18 protein-coding genes and 1 tRNA gene are annotated in these 17750 nt (G+C 71.6%); 13 read left to right on the forward strand and 6 right to left on the reverse strand.

The genetic code is table 11. The annotated features are described in order from the left end of the window. Positions 1-11: 11 nt before the first annotated feature. From ACLJN9_RS09435 to ACLJN9_RS09460, 6 genes are all read left to right on the forward strand, one after another. Positions 12-1013: an aminoglycoside phosphotransferase family protein gene (locus ACLJN9_RS09435; protein WP_410810722.1), complete on the forward strand. Its 1002-nt coding sequence runs from the start codon at positions 12-14 to the stop codon at positions 1011-1013. Between the two features lie 118 nt (positions 1014-1131). Next, a complete protein-coding gene (locus tag ACLJN9_RS09440; RefSeq protein ID WP_410810723.1) occupies positions 1132-2070 on the forward strand; it encodes a DUF1906 domain-containing protein in 939 nt (312 codons plus the stop codon). A gap of 124 nt (positions 2071-2194) precedes the next feature. Further along, complete coding sequence (locus ACLJN9_RS09445) at positions 2195-2707, forward strand: hypothetical protein (RefSeq protein ID WP_410810820.1); 513 nt, start codon at positions 2195-2197, stop codon at positions 2705-2707. A gap of 103 nt (positions 2708-2810) precedes the next feature. Next, on the forward strand, positions 2811-3503 hold the full coding sequence (locus ACLJN9_RS09450) for a response regulator transcription factor (protein ID WP_410810724.1): 693 nt from the start codon (positions 2811-2813) through the stop codon (positions 3501-3503). A 46-nt stretch (positions 3504-3549) separates the two neighbouring features. Further along, positions 3550-4980 (forward strand): histidine kinase dimerization/phospho-acceptor domain-containing protein, encoded by a 1431-nt coding sequence (locus ACLJN9_RS09455; protein ID WP_410810821.1) that lies wholly within the window; start codon positions 3550-3552, stop codon positions 4978-4980. Between the two features lie 56 nt (positions 4981-5036). Then, entirely contained in the window at positions 5037-5645 is a 609-nt protein-coding gene (locus ACLJN9_RS09460) for a hypothetical protein (protein ID WP_410810725.1), read from the forward strand. Positions 5646-5693: 48 nt separating this feature from the next. Here ACLJN9_RS09460 and ACLJN9_RS09465 read toward each other — a convergent pair whose 3' ends face one another. Further along, positions 5694-7295, reverse strand: coding sequence for a ricin-type beta-trefoil lectin domain protein (locus ACLJN9_RS09465; protein ID WP_410810726.1), 1602 nt, complete (start codon positions 7293-7295; stop codon positions 5694-5696). A gap of 191 nt (positions 7296-7486) precedes the next feature. Continuing rightward, positions 7487-9853 (reverse strand): glycosyltransferase family 39 protein, encoded by a 2367-nt coding sequence (locus ACLJN9_RS09470; RefSeq protein ID WP_410810727.1) that lies wholly within the window; start codon positions 9851-9853, stop codon positions 7487-7489. A 124-nt stretch (positions 9854-9977) separates the two neighbouring features. Here ACLJN9_RS09470 and ACLJN9_RS09475 point away from each other — a divergent pair, with 124 nt between their 5' ends. Continuing rightward, entirely contained in the window at positions 9978-10685 is a 708-nt protein-coding gene (locus ACLJN9_RS09475) for a glycosyltransferase family 2 protein (protein ID WP_410810822.1), read from the forward strand. On the opposite strand, the gene ACLJN9_RS09480 is transcribed toward ACLJN9_RS09475, so the two are convergent. Beyond that, positions 10671-11564 carry a transketolase family protein gene (locus ACLJN9_RS09480; RefSeq protein WP_410810728.1) on the reverse strand — a complete coding sequence of 298 codons (894 nt, stop codon included), beginning with the start codon at positions 11562-11564 and terminating at the stop codon, positions 10671-10673. The genes ACLJN9_RS09475 and ACLJN9_RS09480 overlap by 15 nt on opposite strands. Positions 11565-11569: 5 nt before the next feature. After that, entirely contained in the window at positions 11570-12259 is a 690-nt protein-coding gene (locus tag ACLJN9_RS09485; RefSeq protein ID WP_410810729.1) for a transketolase, read from the reverse strand. A gap of 47 nt (positions 12260-12306) precedes the next feature. Here ACLJN9_RS09485 and soxR point away from each other — a divergent pair, with 47 nt between their 5' ends. After that, positions 12307-12765, forward strand: coding sequence for a redox-sensitive transcriptional activator SoxR (gene soxR, locus ACLJN9_RS09490; protein WP_410810730.1), 459 nt, complete (start codon positions 12307-12309; stop codon positions 12763-12765). A 13-nt stretch (positions 12766-12778) separates the two neighbouring features. Here soxR and ACLJN9_RS09495 read toward each other — a convergent pair whose 3' ends face one another. Then, positions 12779-13753: an NAD(P)H-quinone oxidoreductase gene (locus ACLJN9_RS09495; protein WP_410810731.1), complete on the reverse strand. Its 975-nt coding sequence runs from the start codon at positions 13751-13753 to the stop codon at positions 12779-12781. Positions 13754-13922: 169 nt separating this feature from the next. On the opposite strand from ACLJN9_RS09495, the gene ACLJN9_RS09500 reads away from it, so the two are divergent. The 5 genes from ACLJN9_RS09500 (at position 13923) to ACLJN9_RS09520 (ending at position 16882) form a co-directional block, all read left to right on the forward strand. Beyond that, positions 13923-14009, forward strand: a tRNA-Ser gene (locus ACLJN9_RS09500). 184 nt (positions 14010-14193) lie between these two features. Continuing rightward, a complete protein-coding gene (locus ACLJN9_RS09505; protein WP_410810732.1) occupies positions 14194-15405 on the forward strand; it encodes a helix-turn-helix domain-containing protein in 1212 nt (403 codons plus the stop codon). A gap of 158 nt (positions 15406-15563) precedes the next feature. Next, complete coding sequence (locus tag ACLJN9_RS09510) at positions 15564-15734, forward strand: hypothetical protein (RefSeq protein ID WP_410810733.1); 171 nt, start codon at positions 15564-15566, stop codon at positions 15732-15734. A gap of 8 nt (positions 15735-15742) precedes the next feature. Further along, entirely contained in the window at positions 15743-16045 is a 303-nt protein-coding gene (locus tag ACLJN9_RS09515; RefSeq protein ID WP_410810734.1) for a hypothetical protein, read from the forward strand. Positions 16046-16339: 294 nt separating this feature from the next. Beyond that, on the forward strand, positions 16340-16882 hold the full coding sequence (locus ACLJN9_RS09520; protein ID WP_410810735.1) for a YbhB/YbcL family Raf kinase inhibitor-like protein: 543 nt from the start codon (positions 16340-16342) through the stop codon (positions 16880-16882). A 78-nt stretch (positions 16883-16960) separates the two neighbouring features. On the opposite strand, the gene ACLJN9_RS09525 is transcribed toward ACLJN9_RS09520, so the two are convergent. Continuing rightward, positions 16961-17671 carry a class I SAM-dependent methyltransferase gene (locus tag ACLJN9_RS09525; RefSeq protein ID WP_410810736.1) on the reverse strand — a complete coding sequence of 237 codons (711 nt, stop codon included), beginning with the start codon at positions 17669-17671 and terminating at the stop codon, positions 16961-16963. Positions 17672-17750: the final 79 nt, after the last annotated feature.

A 17750-nucleotide genomic window follows, 5' to 3' on the forward strand; every position in this document is an offset into this window, starting at 1 on the left:
GGGTGCCCACCGTGACCACGACAGCTGACGAGCACGCGCCCGACTGGTCAGGCGAGCAGTGGCGGGTGCGGGCACGGTCCTGGGTCGACGAACAGGTGAGCCGGGCCGGCCGGCGGGTGACCGGGCCGGTGGAGCCCCGCGTCCGTCCGTGGTCGTTGGTCTGGCGGGTGCCGACCGACGGCGGACCGGTCTGGTTCAAGGCCAACAATCCGGGCACCGCGCACGAGGCGAGCCTGCTCGCCGTGCTGGCCCGGCTGGCCCCCGACCACGTCCTCACGCCGATTGCGGTCGACCCGGCGCGGGGCTGGTCGCTGCTGCCCGACGGCGGCGAGTCGCTGCGCGAGGTGCTGGGCCGCGACCCGGACCTGGCGCACTGGGAGCGGGCGCTGCCGGGGTACGCCGCACTTCAGCTGGCCACCACGTCCCAGGCCGCCGAGCTGCTCGCCCTCGGCGTCCCCGACCACCGCCCCGAGGTGCTGCCCGACCTGTTCGCCGAGCTGCTCGACGACCACGAATCGCTGCGGATCGGTGTCGATGACGGACTCGACCCCGAGATCCACCGTCGGCTGCGGGCGGAGCTGCCGGCGTACGCGCAGCGGTGTCGCCGGCTCGCCGACATCGGCATCCCGGCGAGCGTGCAGCACGACGACCTGCATGACGGCAACATCTTCGCCGGCCCGGCCGGGTACCGCTACTTCGACTGGGGCGACGCTTCGGTGGCGCACCCGTTCGGCACCCTGCTGGTCACCCTGCGCTCCGTCCGGTACGCCGGCGAGTTGTCGTCCGACGATGTTCGGTTGGCCCGGCTGCGCGACGCCTATCTGGAGGCGTGGACCGACCGGTACGACCGCCGGACGCTGGTCGAGGCCGCCGAGCTGGCGGTGAGCCTGGGCGCGGTCAGTCGCTCGCTGTCCTGGCGGCGGGCACTGGACACCTCCGATCCGGCCCGTACGGAGTACGCGGACGCTATCCACGGTTGGTTGGCGGAGCTGCTGGAGACCGATTCGGTCTGAGGGGGTGTCCGACCGTCGGCGGCGCGTCCATCGATCCTGGGCAGCGGTCTGGACAGGCGATGGCTGAGCGGGCAGGATTCTGGCCCGACCCCTCCGTCCACATCAGATCGGGATACACGTGACGATCAGCCTCACCCGGCCCGCGCGTCGTGGCACCCACCGTGTTCTGGCCGCCCTGGCGGCCGTGGTGGTTGCCGCTGGTGTCGCGCTGACCGGCACCGCCGCGCCGGCGCGGGCCGCCGGCGCGTACGACGGGCCGCAGCCGGGGACCTTCACCGGGCTGGGATTCGACACGTGCACCGCACCGTCGAACGCGGCCATGAAGGCGTGGCTGCAGTCGCCGTACCGGGCGGTCGGCGTCTACATCGGCGGTGTCAACCGGGGGTGTGCACAGCCCAACCTGACCGCGGACTGGGTGGCGACCCAGCAGGCCGCCGGCTGGCGGATCTTCCCGCTCTACGTCGGCCTGCAGGCGCCGTGCTCGAAGTACCAGCGGAAGATCGATCCGGCCCGCGCTGCGGCTCAGGGCCGTGAGGCGGCTGACGACGCGGTCCGTAGTGCCCGCAGCCTCGGTCTGTCGCTGGGCGGCACGATCACGCTCGACATGGAGCACTATCCGTCCGGGAACACCGCCTGCACCGAGGCGGTCAACGCCTTCGTGAGCGGGTGGACCATCCGTCTGCACCAGCAGAAGTTCTTCTCCGGCTACTACACCAGTGTCGGCTCGGCGGGGTTGGCCGATCAGGTGGCGGCCTACCAGCGGTCGGGCCACACCCCACCCGACATGATCGACTTCGCTCGCTGGGACGGCGTCCAGACGGTGTCGGACAGTGCCCTGCCGGCGTCGCTCTGGATGCCCGGTCGGCGGATGAAGCAGTACCGGGGCGACCACCACGAGACCTGGGGTGGGGTGCAGATCAACATTGACAGCAACTATCTGGATCTCCGGCAGCTACCGGCGATCCCGCCGGGCTGGTCGCAGCCGACGGTCTTCCGGAACCTGATTCGGGTTGTCGGCCGGGGCGGCACACGGCCGCCGGTCCGGCCGACCCGCTGACGGAGGCTGGTCGCCGTGCGGGGGTCGGCTCGATGTCGGACAGCCGGTGCGACCCCGCGCGTGGAAGTTCCAAAAAACCGCCGTGACCCACGTCACTCCCGTCCGGGATGTCGTTGGGCAGGTCATGGACGTCTTCTCCCGAACGTTCCTCCCGGCCGCCGCCGAGGCTGGCCTGGCCGCGCAGACCCTGGGCCGGCACATGCCGGTGTTCCGGCGCTGCGTCGGCTCCGGTGACGCCACCATCCTGGTCACCCGCTGCAGCCGCCCTGACCGCCCCGTCACCGGCGACTATCTTCTGCTGCTCACCCACCGTCGGCTGGTGGTGACCCAGCAGACCCGCCTGCTGCACCGACTGCGTCTGCACCTCAACACCGAGTTGCGCGAGCTGAGCAACGTCACCTGGAGCCCCGATCCGCGGCTGCACTCGGTCGAGTTGGCCGCCACCGCGATCGACGGGATCCGCGAGCGGTTCCTGATCCGTACCAGCCAGCCGAAGCGGGTGTGGCAGCTCGACGCCCTGCTCAACCACGCATTCCGTACCCGCCTGCGGGCGCCCCGCGAACGGATCGTCGCCACCATCAGCGATGCGCCGGCCACCGCGCGGCCCAGTGCGTTCCGCCCCGCCGTGGCGCGCTGACACCTCAGCGGTTCCCTACCCGCGGCGGGCCCTTGCGTCGCCCTTACCGAACTCGAACACGCACCGGCCGCGCCGCGCCCGTCGGGTCGGCAATCATGGGTCGGTGACCGTCGAACCGCCGCACCGCGGGCTCGTCCTCGTGGTGGAGGACGAGCCAGCCATCGCCGACCTGGTCCGGCTCTATCTGACCCGCGACGGGTTCGGCGTCCACCTGGAGCGCGACGGCGAGGGTGGCCTGAGCGCCGCCCGCAGGCTGCGCCCGGTGGCCTGTGTCCTGGACATCGCCCTGCCCGGCCTGCCGGGCACCGAGGTCTGCCGTCGGCTGCGTGAGGCCGGCGACTGGACTCCGGTCATCTTCCTCACCGCACGGGACGACGAGGTCGACCGGATCGTCGGCCTGGAGTTGGGCGCCGACGACTACGTCACCAAGCCGTTCAGTCCGCGCGAGTTGGTCGCCCGGGTGCGCGCGGTGCTGCGCCGGTCGGCGGGGGGCCCGGAGGGCGCGGACCGGCCCCGCGTCGTCGGCCCGGTGACGCTCGACCCGGCCCGTCGGACGGTCACCGCCGCGGGTGCCCCGGTGCAGCTCACCTCCACCGAGTTCGACCTTCTGGCCCACCTGATGGCCCGGCCCGGTCGGGTCTTCAGCCGGGAGGAGTTGCTGGCCGGGGTGTGGGGCTATGCCGCCCACGCCGGCACCCGCACCGTCGACGTGCACGTCGCCCAGGTGCGGGCGAAGCTCGGCCCGGCGAGCGTGATCCGGACCCACCGGGGCGTGGGGTACGCGGTCGATGCCTGACCACCCCGGCCGGCAGCGGGCCGCAGCGCCCCCGGAGTCGCCGACGATGGCGCTGCCGCTGGTCGGCGTTCGCCCGCCGGCCGTGCCTCGGCGCGGCCGGTTCGGCCGGACGCTGACCGCCCGCGCGGTCCTGGTCACCTGCGCGGTGGCACTGGTGTCGGTGCTGGTCACCGCGATCGTCGCGGTGCCGCTGGCGATCCGGGGTGCGGAGCGGCGCGATCAGGACGCGCTCGCCGCGCAGGCCCGACTGGCCGCCGAGGTGCTGCGGACACGGCTGGACCGGGGCCGCACCGCCGACGAGGAACGACTCATCCAGCAACTGCGCAACCAGGGCATCGACGCGTACCTGATCCGGCGTGGCACCGCCGACCGACCGGGCCTGCCGCCTCGTGTGCTCAAGAGGATCGAGCAGGGACGTAACGTGTCGGCCCGCGGCCTGGTCAACGGGGAGCGGGCCCTGGTCGAGGGCCGCTCGCTGCCCGGCGGCAACGGGGTGGTGCTCTCCCGTGCCTCGGCGACCGGGCTGTGGCGGCAGGTGCTGCTCAGCCTCTGGTTGCCGCTGCTGGCCGGGCTCGCCGCCGGCGTGGTCGCCGGGCTGCTGCTGGCCCGACGGTTGGCCCGGCCGATCCGCGTCGCGGCCACCGCCGCCGCCCGGCTGCGTGCCGGGGACCGCGCCGTACGGGTGCCCGTCGAGTCGCCGGACGAGGTCGCCGACCTGGCCGAGGCGTTGAACGGGTTGGCGACCGCGCTGGCCACCAGCGAGGGCCGACAGCGGGAATTCCTGCTCTCCGTCTCGCACGAGCTGCGGACCCCGCTGACCGCGATCCGGGGGTATGCCGAGGCGCTGGCCGACGGGGTGATCGGCCCGGAGAGCATGGCCGACACCGGCCGGACGATGCTGGCCGAGTCCCAGCACCTGGACCGGCTGATCGGCGATCTGCTGGCGCTGGCGCGGCTGGAGGCGGCCGACTTTCCGCTGGAACCGGTAGCGGTGGACCTGGCCCGGCTGGCCGTAGACGCCGAGCCGACCTGGTCGGGCCGGTGTGCGGCGGTGGGAGTGTCGTTCAGGGTGGAGACGCCCGGTGAGCCGGTGCCGGCGTACACCGATCCGGGGCGGATCCGGCAGGTGGTGGACGGGCTGCTGGAGAACGCGCTGCGGGTCGTACCCCCGGGGAAGCCGGTGGTGCTCGCGGTCCGGCCGGCCGGCCCGGACCCGGCCTCCGGTGGGGTGCTGGAGGTCCGCGACGGCGGGCCCGGCTTCACCGACGACGACCTGGCGGTGGCGTTCGAGCGGGGTGCGCTGCACCAGCGGTACCGGGGGGTGCGCAAGGTGGGCAGTGGTCTGGGGCTGGCGCTGGCCGCCGGGCTGGTCCGCCGGCTGGGCGGCGAGATCGTGGCGGGCCACGCCCCGGAGGGTGGGGCGGCCCTCACGGTCCGGCTGCCCGGTGATCCTTACCGGACCCGAACATCGGCCTGACGCTCCGCTCGTCGACACCGGCGAGGCTGGGGGCTCCACGGACGAGAGGGAAAGTCATGCCACGTTGGGGATTCGCCGCCACCACCACGTCGCTGCTCGCGGCGGTCGCGCTCGGACTCGGCGGCTGCGGTGCGGCCGAGGTGGCCAGCCAACCCGCCCGGGAGGCCGCCGTCGAGGTCGCCGCCGCCATGGGCGTGGAGGGTCAGGCGCTCACCGCGATGGGCTTCGACGCCGACGACCTGGACGTGCAGAACGTCGCCGCACCAGCGCCCGGCGGGTCCGCCACGCCCGACGCCTCCCCCAGCGCGCAGGACAAGGCGAAGCAGAAGCGCGGTGAGGAGTGGCGCAAGCGCCGCCAGGCCCGGGTGCAGCTGCGCAGGAACACCCTGCACGGCGAGGCGGTGGTGAAGGCCAAGGACGGCGGTACGCAGACCGTCGCCGTGCAGCGCGGCGAGGTGACCGCGATCGACGGCGACTCGATGACCGTGAAGTCCACCGACGGCTTCACCATGACCTGGACCTTCGGCGACGACCTGCGGGTCGTCGAGCGACGCGCCACCGTCCAGCCGAGCGAGGTCAAGGTCGGCTCGACGCTCGGTGTCGCCGGCGCGAAGGACGGCGACAGGGGTGTGGCCCGGCTGATCCTCATCCCCCGCGCCAAGTGAGACGGACGGGCCCCCGAGGGCAGTCGCCTCGGGGGCCCGTCCACTGCGTCAGTAGACGCGGGAGCCGATGAAGTCGTCGTGACCGTAGCCGACCGGGTTGGCGGCGGTACGGGACTCGAACGACCACTGCTGCCGGGTGCTGGTGGAGCAGGTGGCCAACCGCAGCCGCGGGCTGCCCAGCCACGGGTTGTCGAACGCGACGCAGAGGTTGCTGGCGGCGGTCGGCCTGAGCTGGTTACCGGCGAAGGTGAACTGCTGGGCGGCGCTGCCGTTGCAGTCGTAGATGTTGACCGCGGTGCCGGAGGTCATCGACCCGTTCGCGACGTCGAGGCAGCGGTCGTGGGACAGCTCCGAGTGCAGCGACCGCCGGGTCGAGTCGTACCAGAAGCCCTGGTTACGCCCGCCGTGGCAGCTGTACGGCTGTTGGACGGTGCCGTTGCGGGAGTCGTAGCCCCTACCGTCGACACAGGTGCCGGTGGCCAGGTTGCGCAGCTGCTTGAATTCGAGCAGGCCCGGGTAGAGCACGCCGCCACCGGTGCTGGCCGGGTCGACGCAGCTGGCCCGCTCCTGCCCGGAGTTCCAGAACTGGGCGATGCACTGGGCGAACATGCCGTGTCCGCGTGCGTTGGGGTGGAACGACTGGCGGGCCGCGTTCTCGTCCCAGATCCCCACCTCGATGTAGAGGCCGCGGACGGAGGTGTTGTCGGTGCACACCTCGTGGCCGTGGAAGAGCCGGCTGGCGTCCAGGTAGCGCGTGCCGGTCTGGGTGGCCGCGGCCCGCAGCGCCGACTCGAACATGGGTACCGCCTTGTTCCGGGCGAACGCGGCGTCGGCCAGGTAGAGCAGGCAGCCGCCGGAGTACCAGCCGGGGAAGTTCGGGTTGTCCTCCACGTCCGGGCTGCCCGGGCTCGGGTACGACATGAGCACCAGCTCGTAGTCCGAACGCAGGTAGCCGGCGTTGGTCATGGTCTGCCGGATGTCGGTGAGCGCGCCGGCCACCGCCTGGCGGCTGCCGTCGGTGCGGATCGTCCACTGGTCGGTGTAGGTGGGGTAGCAGACGCCCTGGAAGAAGACCCGACGGATCGCGCAGTCGGTGGCGACCGGGCCGAACTGGATGGTGCCGTCGCCGTTCGCGCCGACCACCACCCAGATCAGTTTCACGTGCGTGTTGCGCGCCTTGATCCCCAGGTAGTCACCCTGGTTCAGCTCGTTGTGCTGGGTCGGGCCGCCGGCGATCAGGTTCCACGGGGTGGCGCCGGAGCAGGCCAGGTTGTATTGCGCGTCCGACGGGATGCCGGTACGGAACACCGCCTGGTCGTACGAGCGGTCACACCAGTTGCCGGCCTGGTGGGTGCCGGGAACGTAGTTGCCGACCCCCTCACCGGAGATCTCACTGTCACCCATGGTGACCAGCGCGGTACGGCGTTGCTCGATCGGCAGGATCGCCGGGGCACCGTAGAGGGCGGTTGCCTCGGCGGCCCGGATGGCCTCGAGGTTGGCGGGCAGTGGTTGGACGGCCGGTCGGTCGCCGGCGGTGGCCGGGGCGGCCGGTCCGGTGAGCATCGGCAGGACGAGAGCGGCGACGGCGACGGCGACGGTGAGGGCCCGTCGTCGGGTCGCGCGTCCGGGCCTGGCGGGGATTGCAGGCATCGACGCACTCCTTTCGGCTCAATCGCGGGACGTCGATTGAGTTACCAGACGGTAACGTGCGGATCAACGGATGTGAATACGCCTCGGATCCTTGCGCGCGGGCTGCAGAACCGCCCGGATCGGATATTCAGGACGGTGGACCCGCCGTGTCACCGGCCGGGCGGCAGTGATCGACACCGTGTCGATCACCGTCATCGGCCGGGCGGCAGCGCGTATCCGACGTAGTCGCGGAACTCCAGCCGCCAGCCGGCCGGGACCAGTTTCGCGCACGCCGGCTCGCTGCCGGTGCAGACGATCGCGTCGACCGAGGAGGGGTCGGCCGGCGGTCGTTGCGGCAGTACCGACTGCAACGCGACCAGGTCCGGCGAGCGGCCGTCGGGCTGCCGCAGCAGCAGCCACCACGGGTACTCCCAGTTGTCGTTCTGCTCGACCAGCCCGATCCGGCGCGCCCCGCTGTCGCGGACCGCCTGCGCCGCCCACTGGAACTCGTCGGCCCACTGCGGGCGACGGAGGAAGCGGGTGTCCCAGTCCGAGGTGGTGAAGACCGAGCCCGCGCCGACCAGCCGGCGCGGGAAGCCGTAGGACAGCGCCAGCACCCCGGCCAGCGCCGACGTGGCCAACACGGTGACCGCCGCCAGGGTGGCCACCGACCGCCGCCCACGGCGGGTCGTCCCCGCCCCGGCCGTGCCGACCGCAGGGTTCGTCGTGCCGGCCGCAAGGTTCGTCGTGCCGGCCGCAGGGTTCGTCGTACCGGCCGCACTGCCCGTCGTGCCGGCTGCCGGGCGAGCGTGGCGGCGGAGGAGGGCATCCAGCCAGAGCCCGGCCAGCGGTACGGCGAGGACGAGGGCGTAGAGCAGTAGCCGGTTGCCCCACGGCTGCCACTTGATCATCGAGGTGTGCAGCAGCAGGGTGGCCAGCACCACCAACGCGTACCCGCGCAGTGGCCCGGCCTGCGCGGCGTCGATCCGGCGCGGCCGGACGAGCGCGACCACCGCGCCGATCAGCGCCAGCGCCCCGGCGAGCGGAAACGCCACCCGATCCTCGTCCGGATACCAGGCGGGCTCCGGAAAGACCTCCCGACCGAAGGTGATCGTGCGATCCTGCGGGTCGACCCCGATCGCGTCCGCGCCGCCGATGATCGCCTCCGCGCCGGCCCGGCGTAGCGGCGCCAGCGGCGTGTCGAACGCCGTGTGCCCGATCCGCAGCGCGTTGATCAGGATCGACGGCGGATCGTGTCGCTCCATCGGGATCGACTCCCGCAGTCGGGGCGGCCCCAGCGGGTGCCCGAACTCCGCGGTCACCCGGGCCAGGAACGGGCCGACCACCACGGCCGCGACCAGCAGGATCAGCACCGAACCTCCGACCGTGCGGGCCACCCCGCCGGCCGACCGGGACCGCCGGGTTCCGCCGGCAGGCCCGAACCGCCGAGCCCCGCCGGCCGGCCGGAACCGCCCCGCCTGACCGGCCGGTGCCGTGCCAGCCCGCGGCCCGGTGCTGGCGAGGGACAACCGCAGCTGGGCCATCCCCCAGAGCACCAGCAGCGGGCCGACCGCGATCAGGCCACTGGTCTTGGTCACCGCGGTCAGCCCGGTCGCCGCGCCCAACCCCAGCAGGGTGCCCCAGCCGGTTCGCCGGCGGAGGCCGTCCAGCACCAGCGTGGCGGCGCAGACCACCCACGCGGCACACACCAGGTCGGTCTGCGTACTCGTCGCCTGTAGCACCACCATCGGCGTACTGGCCAGCACGAACGCGGTAAGCAACTGGGCCCGTCGGCCACCGCCGAGCTGCGCCGTGATCCGGGCTGCCACCAGCAGGCAGACCACACCGGCCGCCCACTGCACCAGGTTGTAGAGCTGATCGGAACCGGTGAGCAGTCGCAGGTGCAGCAGCAGGTACTCGGCCCCGGGTGGAATGGTCACCTGCCGGTGGATGGCGGTGGGCCAGAAGTCCAGGTCGCCCTGGGCCACCCAGTGCTCGACCTTGGGCAGGTGGTACGTCTGCGAGTCGAAGTTGTTCGGCTCGGCCAGCAGCGCGACGAGCAACTCCACCAGGACCAGCCCGCCGATCGTGCCGGCGAGCAGCCGTTCGCCGCGTCCCGCCGTACGCCAGGCGTCTGCTGCCCTGCCGAGCGGGCGGGGTCGCGCCCGACCGGCCCGGCCCGGTGCGGGGTCGCGCTCGACCTCGCCGTCCTCCGCGACCCGGCCGGGTGCCTCCGGGCCGGCACCGGCGGGCACGCCGACGCCGACCGGCACCGGCCGGGGCATCGTGGCCGGCGGCTCCGGAAGTCGGGTCTCCCGACGCCGCCGCAGCCCGGCAGCCGTCACGGCGACGGCCAGGAAGAGCAACCAGGCGGCGACGAACGCCGGTCGGGTCAGCGCGTGCAGCGCGCCCAGCAGCTCGACGACGAGCACCGCGTACGCGCCGGTGACCAGGGCGGCGCGCACCACGGCGAGCCGCAACGGCGCCACGGCGCCGACCCCGCCGGGCCTCGTCGCGACCGTGAGCAGGAGCACCGCGGCGGCGGGCAGCACCGCGAGCAGAGAGCCGGCAGCCGACATGGCGGGAAGTAAACACCATCGCGCTGAACCCGCCACCCCGGCCGCCCGAACAGTGCGGCAAGCGTCGGGCTGACCAGCCAGGCTAGGCTATGCCCGACGTATTGTCGCCACCGTGGAGATTCCCGTGAAGCTCTCGATCCTCATGCCGGTCTACAACGAGGAAGATCGCATTGCGGATGCCCTCAAACAGGCATTGGCGGTGGACTATCCGTGTGAGATCGAGCTGGTCGTGGTCGACGACGGCAGCCGGGACGGCACCGGCGAGATCCTCGGTCGCGCCGACGACGCGCGCCTGCGGGTCTTCACCCACAAGCGCAACGCCGGCAAGGGTGCGGCCATCAAGACGGCGGTCGACAGCGCCGAGGGTGACTACCTGGTCATCCTCGACGCCGACCTGGAGTACGACCCACAGGACATCCCCAAGCTGCTCGCCCCGGTGCTCGACGGGCGGGCCACGGTGGTCTACGGCAATCGCACCTTCGGCAGCCACAGCGCCTACAGCTTCTGGTACGTGATGGGCAACAAGGGCGTCACGATGGCGGCGAACGTGCTGTTCAACTCCTACATCGGTGACCTGGAGACCTGCTTCAAGCTGATGCCTTTGTCGCTGTACCGGTCGCTCGAGGTGCGCTCGCGCGGCTTCGGCATGGAGGCCGAGGTGACCGGCAAGCTGCTGCGCCGCCGCATCCGCCCGTACGAGGTGCCGATCAGCTACCGCGCGCGCGGCCGGGAAGAGGGCAAGAAGATCACCTGGAAGGACGGCGTCGAGGCGATCTGGATCCTCGGCCGGGAACGCGCGCGCCGCCGTCCCGTCAGCTCATTGCCGCGCTGAGCGCAGAAACCCGTCGAGCGACCGCCGCAGACCGGCGGCGTCCAGGCCGTGCCACCGGGCGTGGTCGATCGGATCGCCGTACCGTCGCAGGTCGGCTCGGCCCACTCCGAGCGCGAGCAGTCGGTGCGGCACGTCCGCCAGTGCACGGCTGACGATCGCGCTCGACGTTCCCGCCAGGTACGGCTCGACCAGCACCACGTCGGTTCCGACGAGCGCACGCAGTCCGGCCGTGTCGAACGGCCGGGGCGTGTGCGTGTACGCGACCGTCACGTCCTGCCCCTCCGTCGCCGCCAGCGTCGGATCGAGCATCGGCCCGACGGCCACCACCAGCGGCGCGGTCTCGCTGCCCCGCCGCAGCACCCGCAGCCGGTCGGCATCCGGGTGGGCCTGGGCGTTGCGCTGTTCGCTGAGCCGCAGGTAGACAGGGTCGTCGGTGCTCGCGGCGGTTCGCAGCAGCGGCGTGACCTCGTCGGGGTGACCGGGCACCCGCACCGTCCAGCCGGCACCGAGGGAGTCGAAGAGCGCCACGTCGCCGGGTGACTGGTGGGTCCGGCCCTCTCTCGACCCGTCGTACGAGGCCCCGATGCTGACCAGCACCGCGCCCACGCCCTGGTGGTCCAGGTCCACCTTGATCTGCTCGTACGCCCGGTCCACCACGAACGTCGCGTACGAGTGCACGATCGGACGCAGGCCGGTCAGGGCGAGACCGCCGGCCACCCCGATCATCAGTTGCTCCCGGATGCCGACGTTGAGCACCCGATCGGGATGTCGGCGCTGGGCCGGGACGAACTGACTGGCCGAGATGTCGGCCAGGACGAGGGCGCTGCGGGGGTCCTCGTCGAGCAGCGCGGTGGTGGTGTCGATGAAGGCGGTACGCATGTCGGTCATCCCCTGCTCTCGACGCGGGCGACGACCAGGTGCGGGTGGCCGGGCCGGTGCCCGGTCAACGCCGTGTGCAGGGCGTCGTGGTCGCGACCGTCGACGGTGTGGGCGGTCCAGCCGTTGACGGTGAACCGGGCGGCGATGCCGCCGGGCCAGCCGTGCGTGGCGGACGAGTTGTCGACCACGATCGCGGTGAGACTCTCCAGTCCGGTCGCGCCGGCGTACGCGATCGCCTCGTGGTTGGATCCCTCGTCGAGTTCGGCGTCGCCGAGCAGCACGTACACCCGGGGGGTGTGCAGGCCCTGGGCGCGCAGCCCGAGGGCGGTGCCGACGCCGAGCCCGAGCCCGTGGCCGAGCGAGCCGGAGCCGATCTCGACCCCGGGCACCAGCAGCCGGTCCGGGTGGTGGCCGAGCCGACTGTCCGGCCCGGCCAGGTCGTCGAGCCAGGCCTCCGGAAGGAAGCCGTGCGCGGCGAGCACCGCGTAGTAGGCGACCGGTCCGTGGCCCTTGGAGAGCAGGAATCGGTCCCGCTCCGGGTCGTCGACGGTCGCCGGGGTGATCCGCAGGACCCGGTCGTAGAGCACCTGGAGCACGTCGACGGTGGAGTGGGCGCTGGGCGCGTGCTTCTCGTCCCCGGTCAACCGCCGGATCAGATGGTGTAGTCGCGAGTCACTGGTCAGTGTGTCTGCCATGCCGCTAGTCTTCTAGTTGAAGTTAACTTCAGTTCAAGGACCGGGTGATGCAGGACTCATTGACCATCGGTGAACTGTCCGTCCGCTCCGGTGTGGCATCGTCGGCGCTGCGCTACTACGAGCGGCTCGGTCTGATCCATGCCGCCCGTACCGGCGGCAACCAGCGCCGGTACGCCCGCAGCGAGCTACGCCGGGTCGCCTTCATCCGGATCTCCCAGCAGGTCGGTGTCTCGTTGGACGAGATCCGCGCGGCGCTCGACTCGCTGCCCGACTCCCGCACGCCCAGCCCAGAGGACTGGGCGCGGCTCTCCGCCAGCTGGCGTGGCCGACTGGATGAGAAGATCCGGCTGCTCGGCAAGCTCCGCGACGACCTGGACGGCTGCATCGGCTGCGGCTGTCTGTCGCTGCAGCGCTGCACGCTGTACAACCCCGGCGACTCGCTGGCCGGCGAGGGTCCCGGAGCCCGACTGATGCTGCCCCGCCCGCCGGCCGAAGAGCTCTCCTGACAGAACGCCCTCGTCACCCGAGGGTCAGCAGCACCTTGCCGAGGTGGTCACTCGACTCGACCAGCCGGTGTGCCTCCGCCGCCTCGCTCATCGGCAGCCGCCGGTCCACCACCGGCTGGATCTTGCCGGTCTCGACCAACGGCCACACCTCGTCGCGTACGCCCCGGACGATCTCCGCCTTGTCGGCCAGCGGGCGGGAGCGCAGCGAGGTCGCCGCGACGCTGGCCCGCTTGGTCATCAACGCGCCGAGGTCCAGCTCGGCCTTGCGGCCACCCTGCAACCCGATCACCAGGAGCCGGCCGCCGGTGGCCAACGTGTCGACGTTGCGGCCCAGGTAGCTCGCACCCATGATGTCGAGGATGACGTCGGCGCCGCGGCCGTCGGTGACCTGCCGGACCTCGTCGACGAAGTCCTGCTCGCGGTAGTCGATCGTGTGCGTGGCGCCCAGCTCGCGCAGTCGAGGGTGCTTGGCCGCCCGAGCCGTCGCCAGGACCGTGGCGCCGATGGCGGCCCCGAGCTGGATCGCGAAGGTGCCGATCCCGCTGCCCCCGCCGTGCACCAGCAGCGTGTCGCCCGCGCCGAGCCGGCCCAGCCGGACCACGTTCGACCAGACCGTGCAGGCCACCTCCGGCAGCGCCGCGGCGTCCACCGGGTCGCACGCCGGCACCGGCAGCAACTGCCCGGCGGGGACGGCGACCCTCTCGGCGTACCCGCCGCCGGCCAGCAACGCACAGACCTGCTGCCCGACGGCCCACTCGCCCACCTCCGGGCCGACCGCGCTGATCACTCCGGAACACTCCAGCCCAAGGTATTCCGGCGCGCCCGCCGGCGGCGGGTAGTGGCCCTGCCGTTGCAGCAGGTCGGCGCGGTTGACGCCGGCCGCCCGTACGTCGACGATCACCTCGCCCGGGCCGGGCTCCGGATCGGGGACCTCGGCCCAGACCAACGCGTCGGGTCCACCGGGCTGCGGAACGGTGATGGCTCGCATCAGCCCAGTCTTCCCGATGCCGTTGCGGGCCGCAGGCGCACCCCGTTCGTCGTATCGACCACTGTGGAGCACCAGCCTGCAAGATCCGCCTGATGGGGAGGGACGCCGGGCCGTCCGCCGGGTGGCGTGGCAGAATATGCACGGCCGTTCACCCCCGGGTGGCGGGCCAGGAGGGTTCGCCTAGTGGCCGATGGCGCTGGTCTTGAAAACCGGTAAGGCAGCGATGTCTTCGTGGGTTCGAATCCCACACCCTCCGCCGTGCGTCCACGCTGTTTATGCAGCTCGGCCTCCGATTGAAGTCGGGAGCTGTGTGCTGATGGGGGGCTGGTGGGGACTAGGCACCGCCGCCCGCCGCGAATTCGTGCCGCGAGGCATCGACGGGCACCTCATCAGGGCGTACGGTCGGGGTACACGATGTACCCGATGCCACGAGGTGCCTCATGGTTGATCAGCAAACCACTCCCGGCCAGCGCGTCGAGCGGCTCCGTCGAGCCGCCGGCCTCTCTCGCGAGCAGCTAGCCGGCCTTGCCGGGCTGTCACCGACCACCATCAAGTTTGTCGAGAACGGCCGCCGAAGCTTGACGTTGCGTGCCGCTCAGCAACTCGCTCCGCACCTAGGTGTGCGTGACCTCGGCGATCTGTTCGGGCCGCAGGTGACGTTGTCTCTCGACGGGCGGCCCAGTCACCCGGCGATCGGCGATGTACGGCGTGCGCTGACCGCGTGGCAGATCAGCGTCTCTGGTACGCCAGAATCCCCCGACTACCTGCGTGGGGCCGTCGACTCCGCGTGGCAGACCTGGCACACGTCTCGACTTCAACGAACCGAAGTGAGCGTCATCCTGCCCGGCCTGCTCCAGGCCACTCAGCGTGCCGCCCGGCTGCACACCGGCGACGATCGGCGTGCCAGCCTCGCACTCCTCGCCCAGGCGCATCACCTCGCGCAGGCATATCTTGCCTGGCACGGTGACCGGGAGTTGTGTTGGCTGACCGTTGACCGGGGTATGGCGGCGGCTCTCGACGCAGACGACCCCATCGCCATCGCCCAGTCGACCTGGTATGCCGCGCACCTTTTGCGGGCCGTCGGCCGTGGTGAGGAAGCGCTTGAGCGGTTGCGGGAGGCGCGCGGGTTGATCGAACCTCGTGTCGCCGATGGTGGCAGTGAATGGGCGGAGATGTTGGCCGACCTGCTTCTGTGCACCGCGTTGACTCGGGCCCGTACCGGCGATCAGGGCGCGTGGTCCGACTGGGACTCCGCCCGGCGGGTCGTCGAGCAGGCTCTGCCGGCGGGTTTCGTCGGACTGCGTACTCGGGTGTCACGACCGTTGGTCGATGTGTACGCGGTGATGTGCGCGGTTGACCTGGGCGATCCCGACGAGGCGCAGCGGCGGGCGCACTCGCTCGACCCGGCTTCCATCCCGTCGACCGAGCGGCGTGGCCGGCACTATGTCGAGCTTGCTCGCTCCGCCGACCTGGAAGGGGCGCGGGAGGCGACGCTGCATCTGCTGACTCTCGCGGAGGGCACCTCTCCGGAAACGGTTCGATACTCGCCAGCGGCTCAGGATTTGGCCGGCCGGCTGGCCCGGGAGGCACCAGCGGCCATTCGGGCCGAGGCGATCCAGTTGGAGAGCCGGATCGCGGTGCCCGAGTCGTAGGGGTACCCCCTGTCGCCGGGTACGCCTCGTACCCTCTGCGCTCATCGTTCCTGCATAGCGTGCTCCCACGGTTGCAGAGGGTGTCGCGCACGTCGTCGGTCCTGTCGCAAGGGCTAGAGCGGTTGAGTCGCTGCGCCCCGAGACGAGAGGGCATCGCGATGATCTGGCCGTTCAGCTGGCTTCGCCGGCAATCCAAGCGATGGGCGGAAGCGTCGGTGCGCGCGACCGGTCCGGAGATCCAACAGGCGGAACAGGAAGCTGCCAGAGAACGGTTGTTGGCCGAGGCTCGCCGCCAACGCGCCGAGCATGGCGACGGCGGTGGTCGGTGATCGGCGAGGTGCCCACCGTGGAAGCGGCCCGGCGAGCCCGGTCCGTCCAGGGGCAGCGGGCGGTCGCGGCGCTGGAGGGCCGTCTCGACGATCTACACATGCCACGCCAACCGGAGTGGACCTGCCGTGGCTGCGACCAGGACACTCCGTGGCCGTGCTCGCCAGCGCGGGTGCGCCTGACCGAGGCGTACGGCAGGGACCGGATCGGCCTGTCGATGTACGTCGGCAGTCTGCTCTTCGTCGCCACCGCCGAGCTGCCCACCGCGAATCCGCGGGAACTGTACGAGCGGTTCGTTGCCTGGACCCGCTGATGGGCAGCATCCACACCGGTGACCAGGGCCTCCACCATCACGACTGGTCGCACCGATGGTCCGGTGGGCCGGCCGACGACGCGGGCCAGGCGGCGTGGCAGGCCGCGCTCAAGGCACACCTGGAGGCGCACCGCCAGGGAGAGGACATCGTTCGAACGCGCGCCCTCCTGGCGTCAGCTAGTAGGAACGGTGCGGATCGCGTGACTGCGGACACCGGTGCTTCCGGTCGTTCGGCGACCCGGAACGGGGTATGAAGGGCAGGAATCCCCCGTACACCGGAAGGAAGCGCTCACCATGACGCTGGAACGACCGATCGCCCCGGACCCGTACGAGCTGCTGCCGACGGTCCCTTCGTTCACCCTGACCAGTGACGATGTGCAGAACGGCGAGCCGATGGACGCCCGACACGCGCATGGCAGCACCGGCGGTGACAACGTCTCCCCGCAGCTGACCTGGTCGGATTTCCCCGCCGAGACGAAGAGCTTCACCGTCACCTGCTACGACCCCGACGCGCCGACCGGCAGTGGCTTCTGGCACTGGGTGCTGGTGAACGTGCCGGCCGACGTGACGCAGCTGCCCAGCGGTGCGGGTGGCGCGGCGGGCACCGATCTGGGTGGCGCGTTCTCGGTCCGCAGCGACTACGGCGAGCAGGGCTACGGCGGAGCGGCCCCGCCGGCCGGTGACCGTCCGCACCGGTACGTCTTCGCGGTGCACGCCCTGGACGTGGAGCGCCTCGAGGTGACCCCCGACGCCAGTCCCGCCTACGTCGGCTTCAACCTGACCTTCCACACGCTCGCCCGGGCCGTCATCCGCCCCACCTACCAGATCAAGGACTGAGCGGTACGACGCGATCTTGCACTTGCCGCCGGGCGTGCGCGCCGAAGCGGAAGTGCAAGATCGCGGGGTGGGGCCGACTCAGGCGGGGACGCGGGCCACGGCGAAGACGGACTGGCCGAACGGCGGGCGGATGCGCTGCTCGGCGGCCTTGGTGGCGGGGAGCACGACGGTGTCGTACACCTTCACCATCGGGCCCTCCTTGGGCATCAGGCGGAAGACCTTGGTGGCCATGAAGTAGCCGAGCAGGCCCAGCGCGTTGGCGTAGTGGATCTTTTCGACGGTCAGCCCGGCCTCGGTCATCGCCGCGTCGAGGGTCTTCTTGGTATAGCGGCGTACGTGGCCGGTGGCGACGTCGGCCGGGCTCATCGCGAACTGGAACGCCGGCACGATGATGATCACTGCCCCGCCGGGCCGGACCAGGTCACGCATGCTGCGCAGCGCGCCGACGTGGTCCTCAATGTGTTCCAGCACGTTGTAGGAGACCGCCGCGCTGTAGTCGCCCCGGTCGCTGTGCGGCAGCAGCATCTGCCGGACGTCGATGTTGGGCTGATCGGCGAGGCGCTCCTTGAGCTGCACCAGACGGTCCGGATCGGCCTCCGTGGCAGTGAACCGGGGCAGCCGCTGCGACCATTCCAGGGCGTAGTCACCGAGACCGCTACCGATCTCGACCGGGTCGTCACCGAGGTACGGCACCGCCAGTTCGACGAACCAGCGGCGGTGGTTGACAGCGGTTGCCAGGCCTTCCAGGACCTCGGACTGGACGCGCTGATCCCCAGTGATTTCTGCCATGCGTCGATTCCTCACGATGTGAACTCGACCCGTGCCTGGACCGACAGAGTGAATCATCCGCTGGGACGGCAAAAGAATC

The organism is Micromonospora sp. 067-2 (assembly GCF_046549295.1).
GTDB lineage: Bacteria > Actinomycetota > Actinomycetes > Mycobacteriales > Micromonosporaceae > Micromonospora.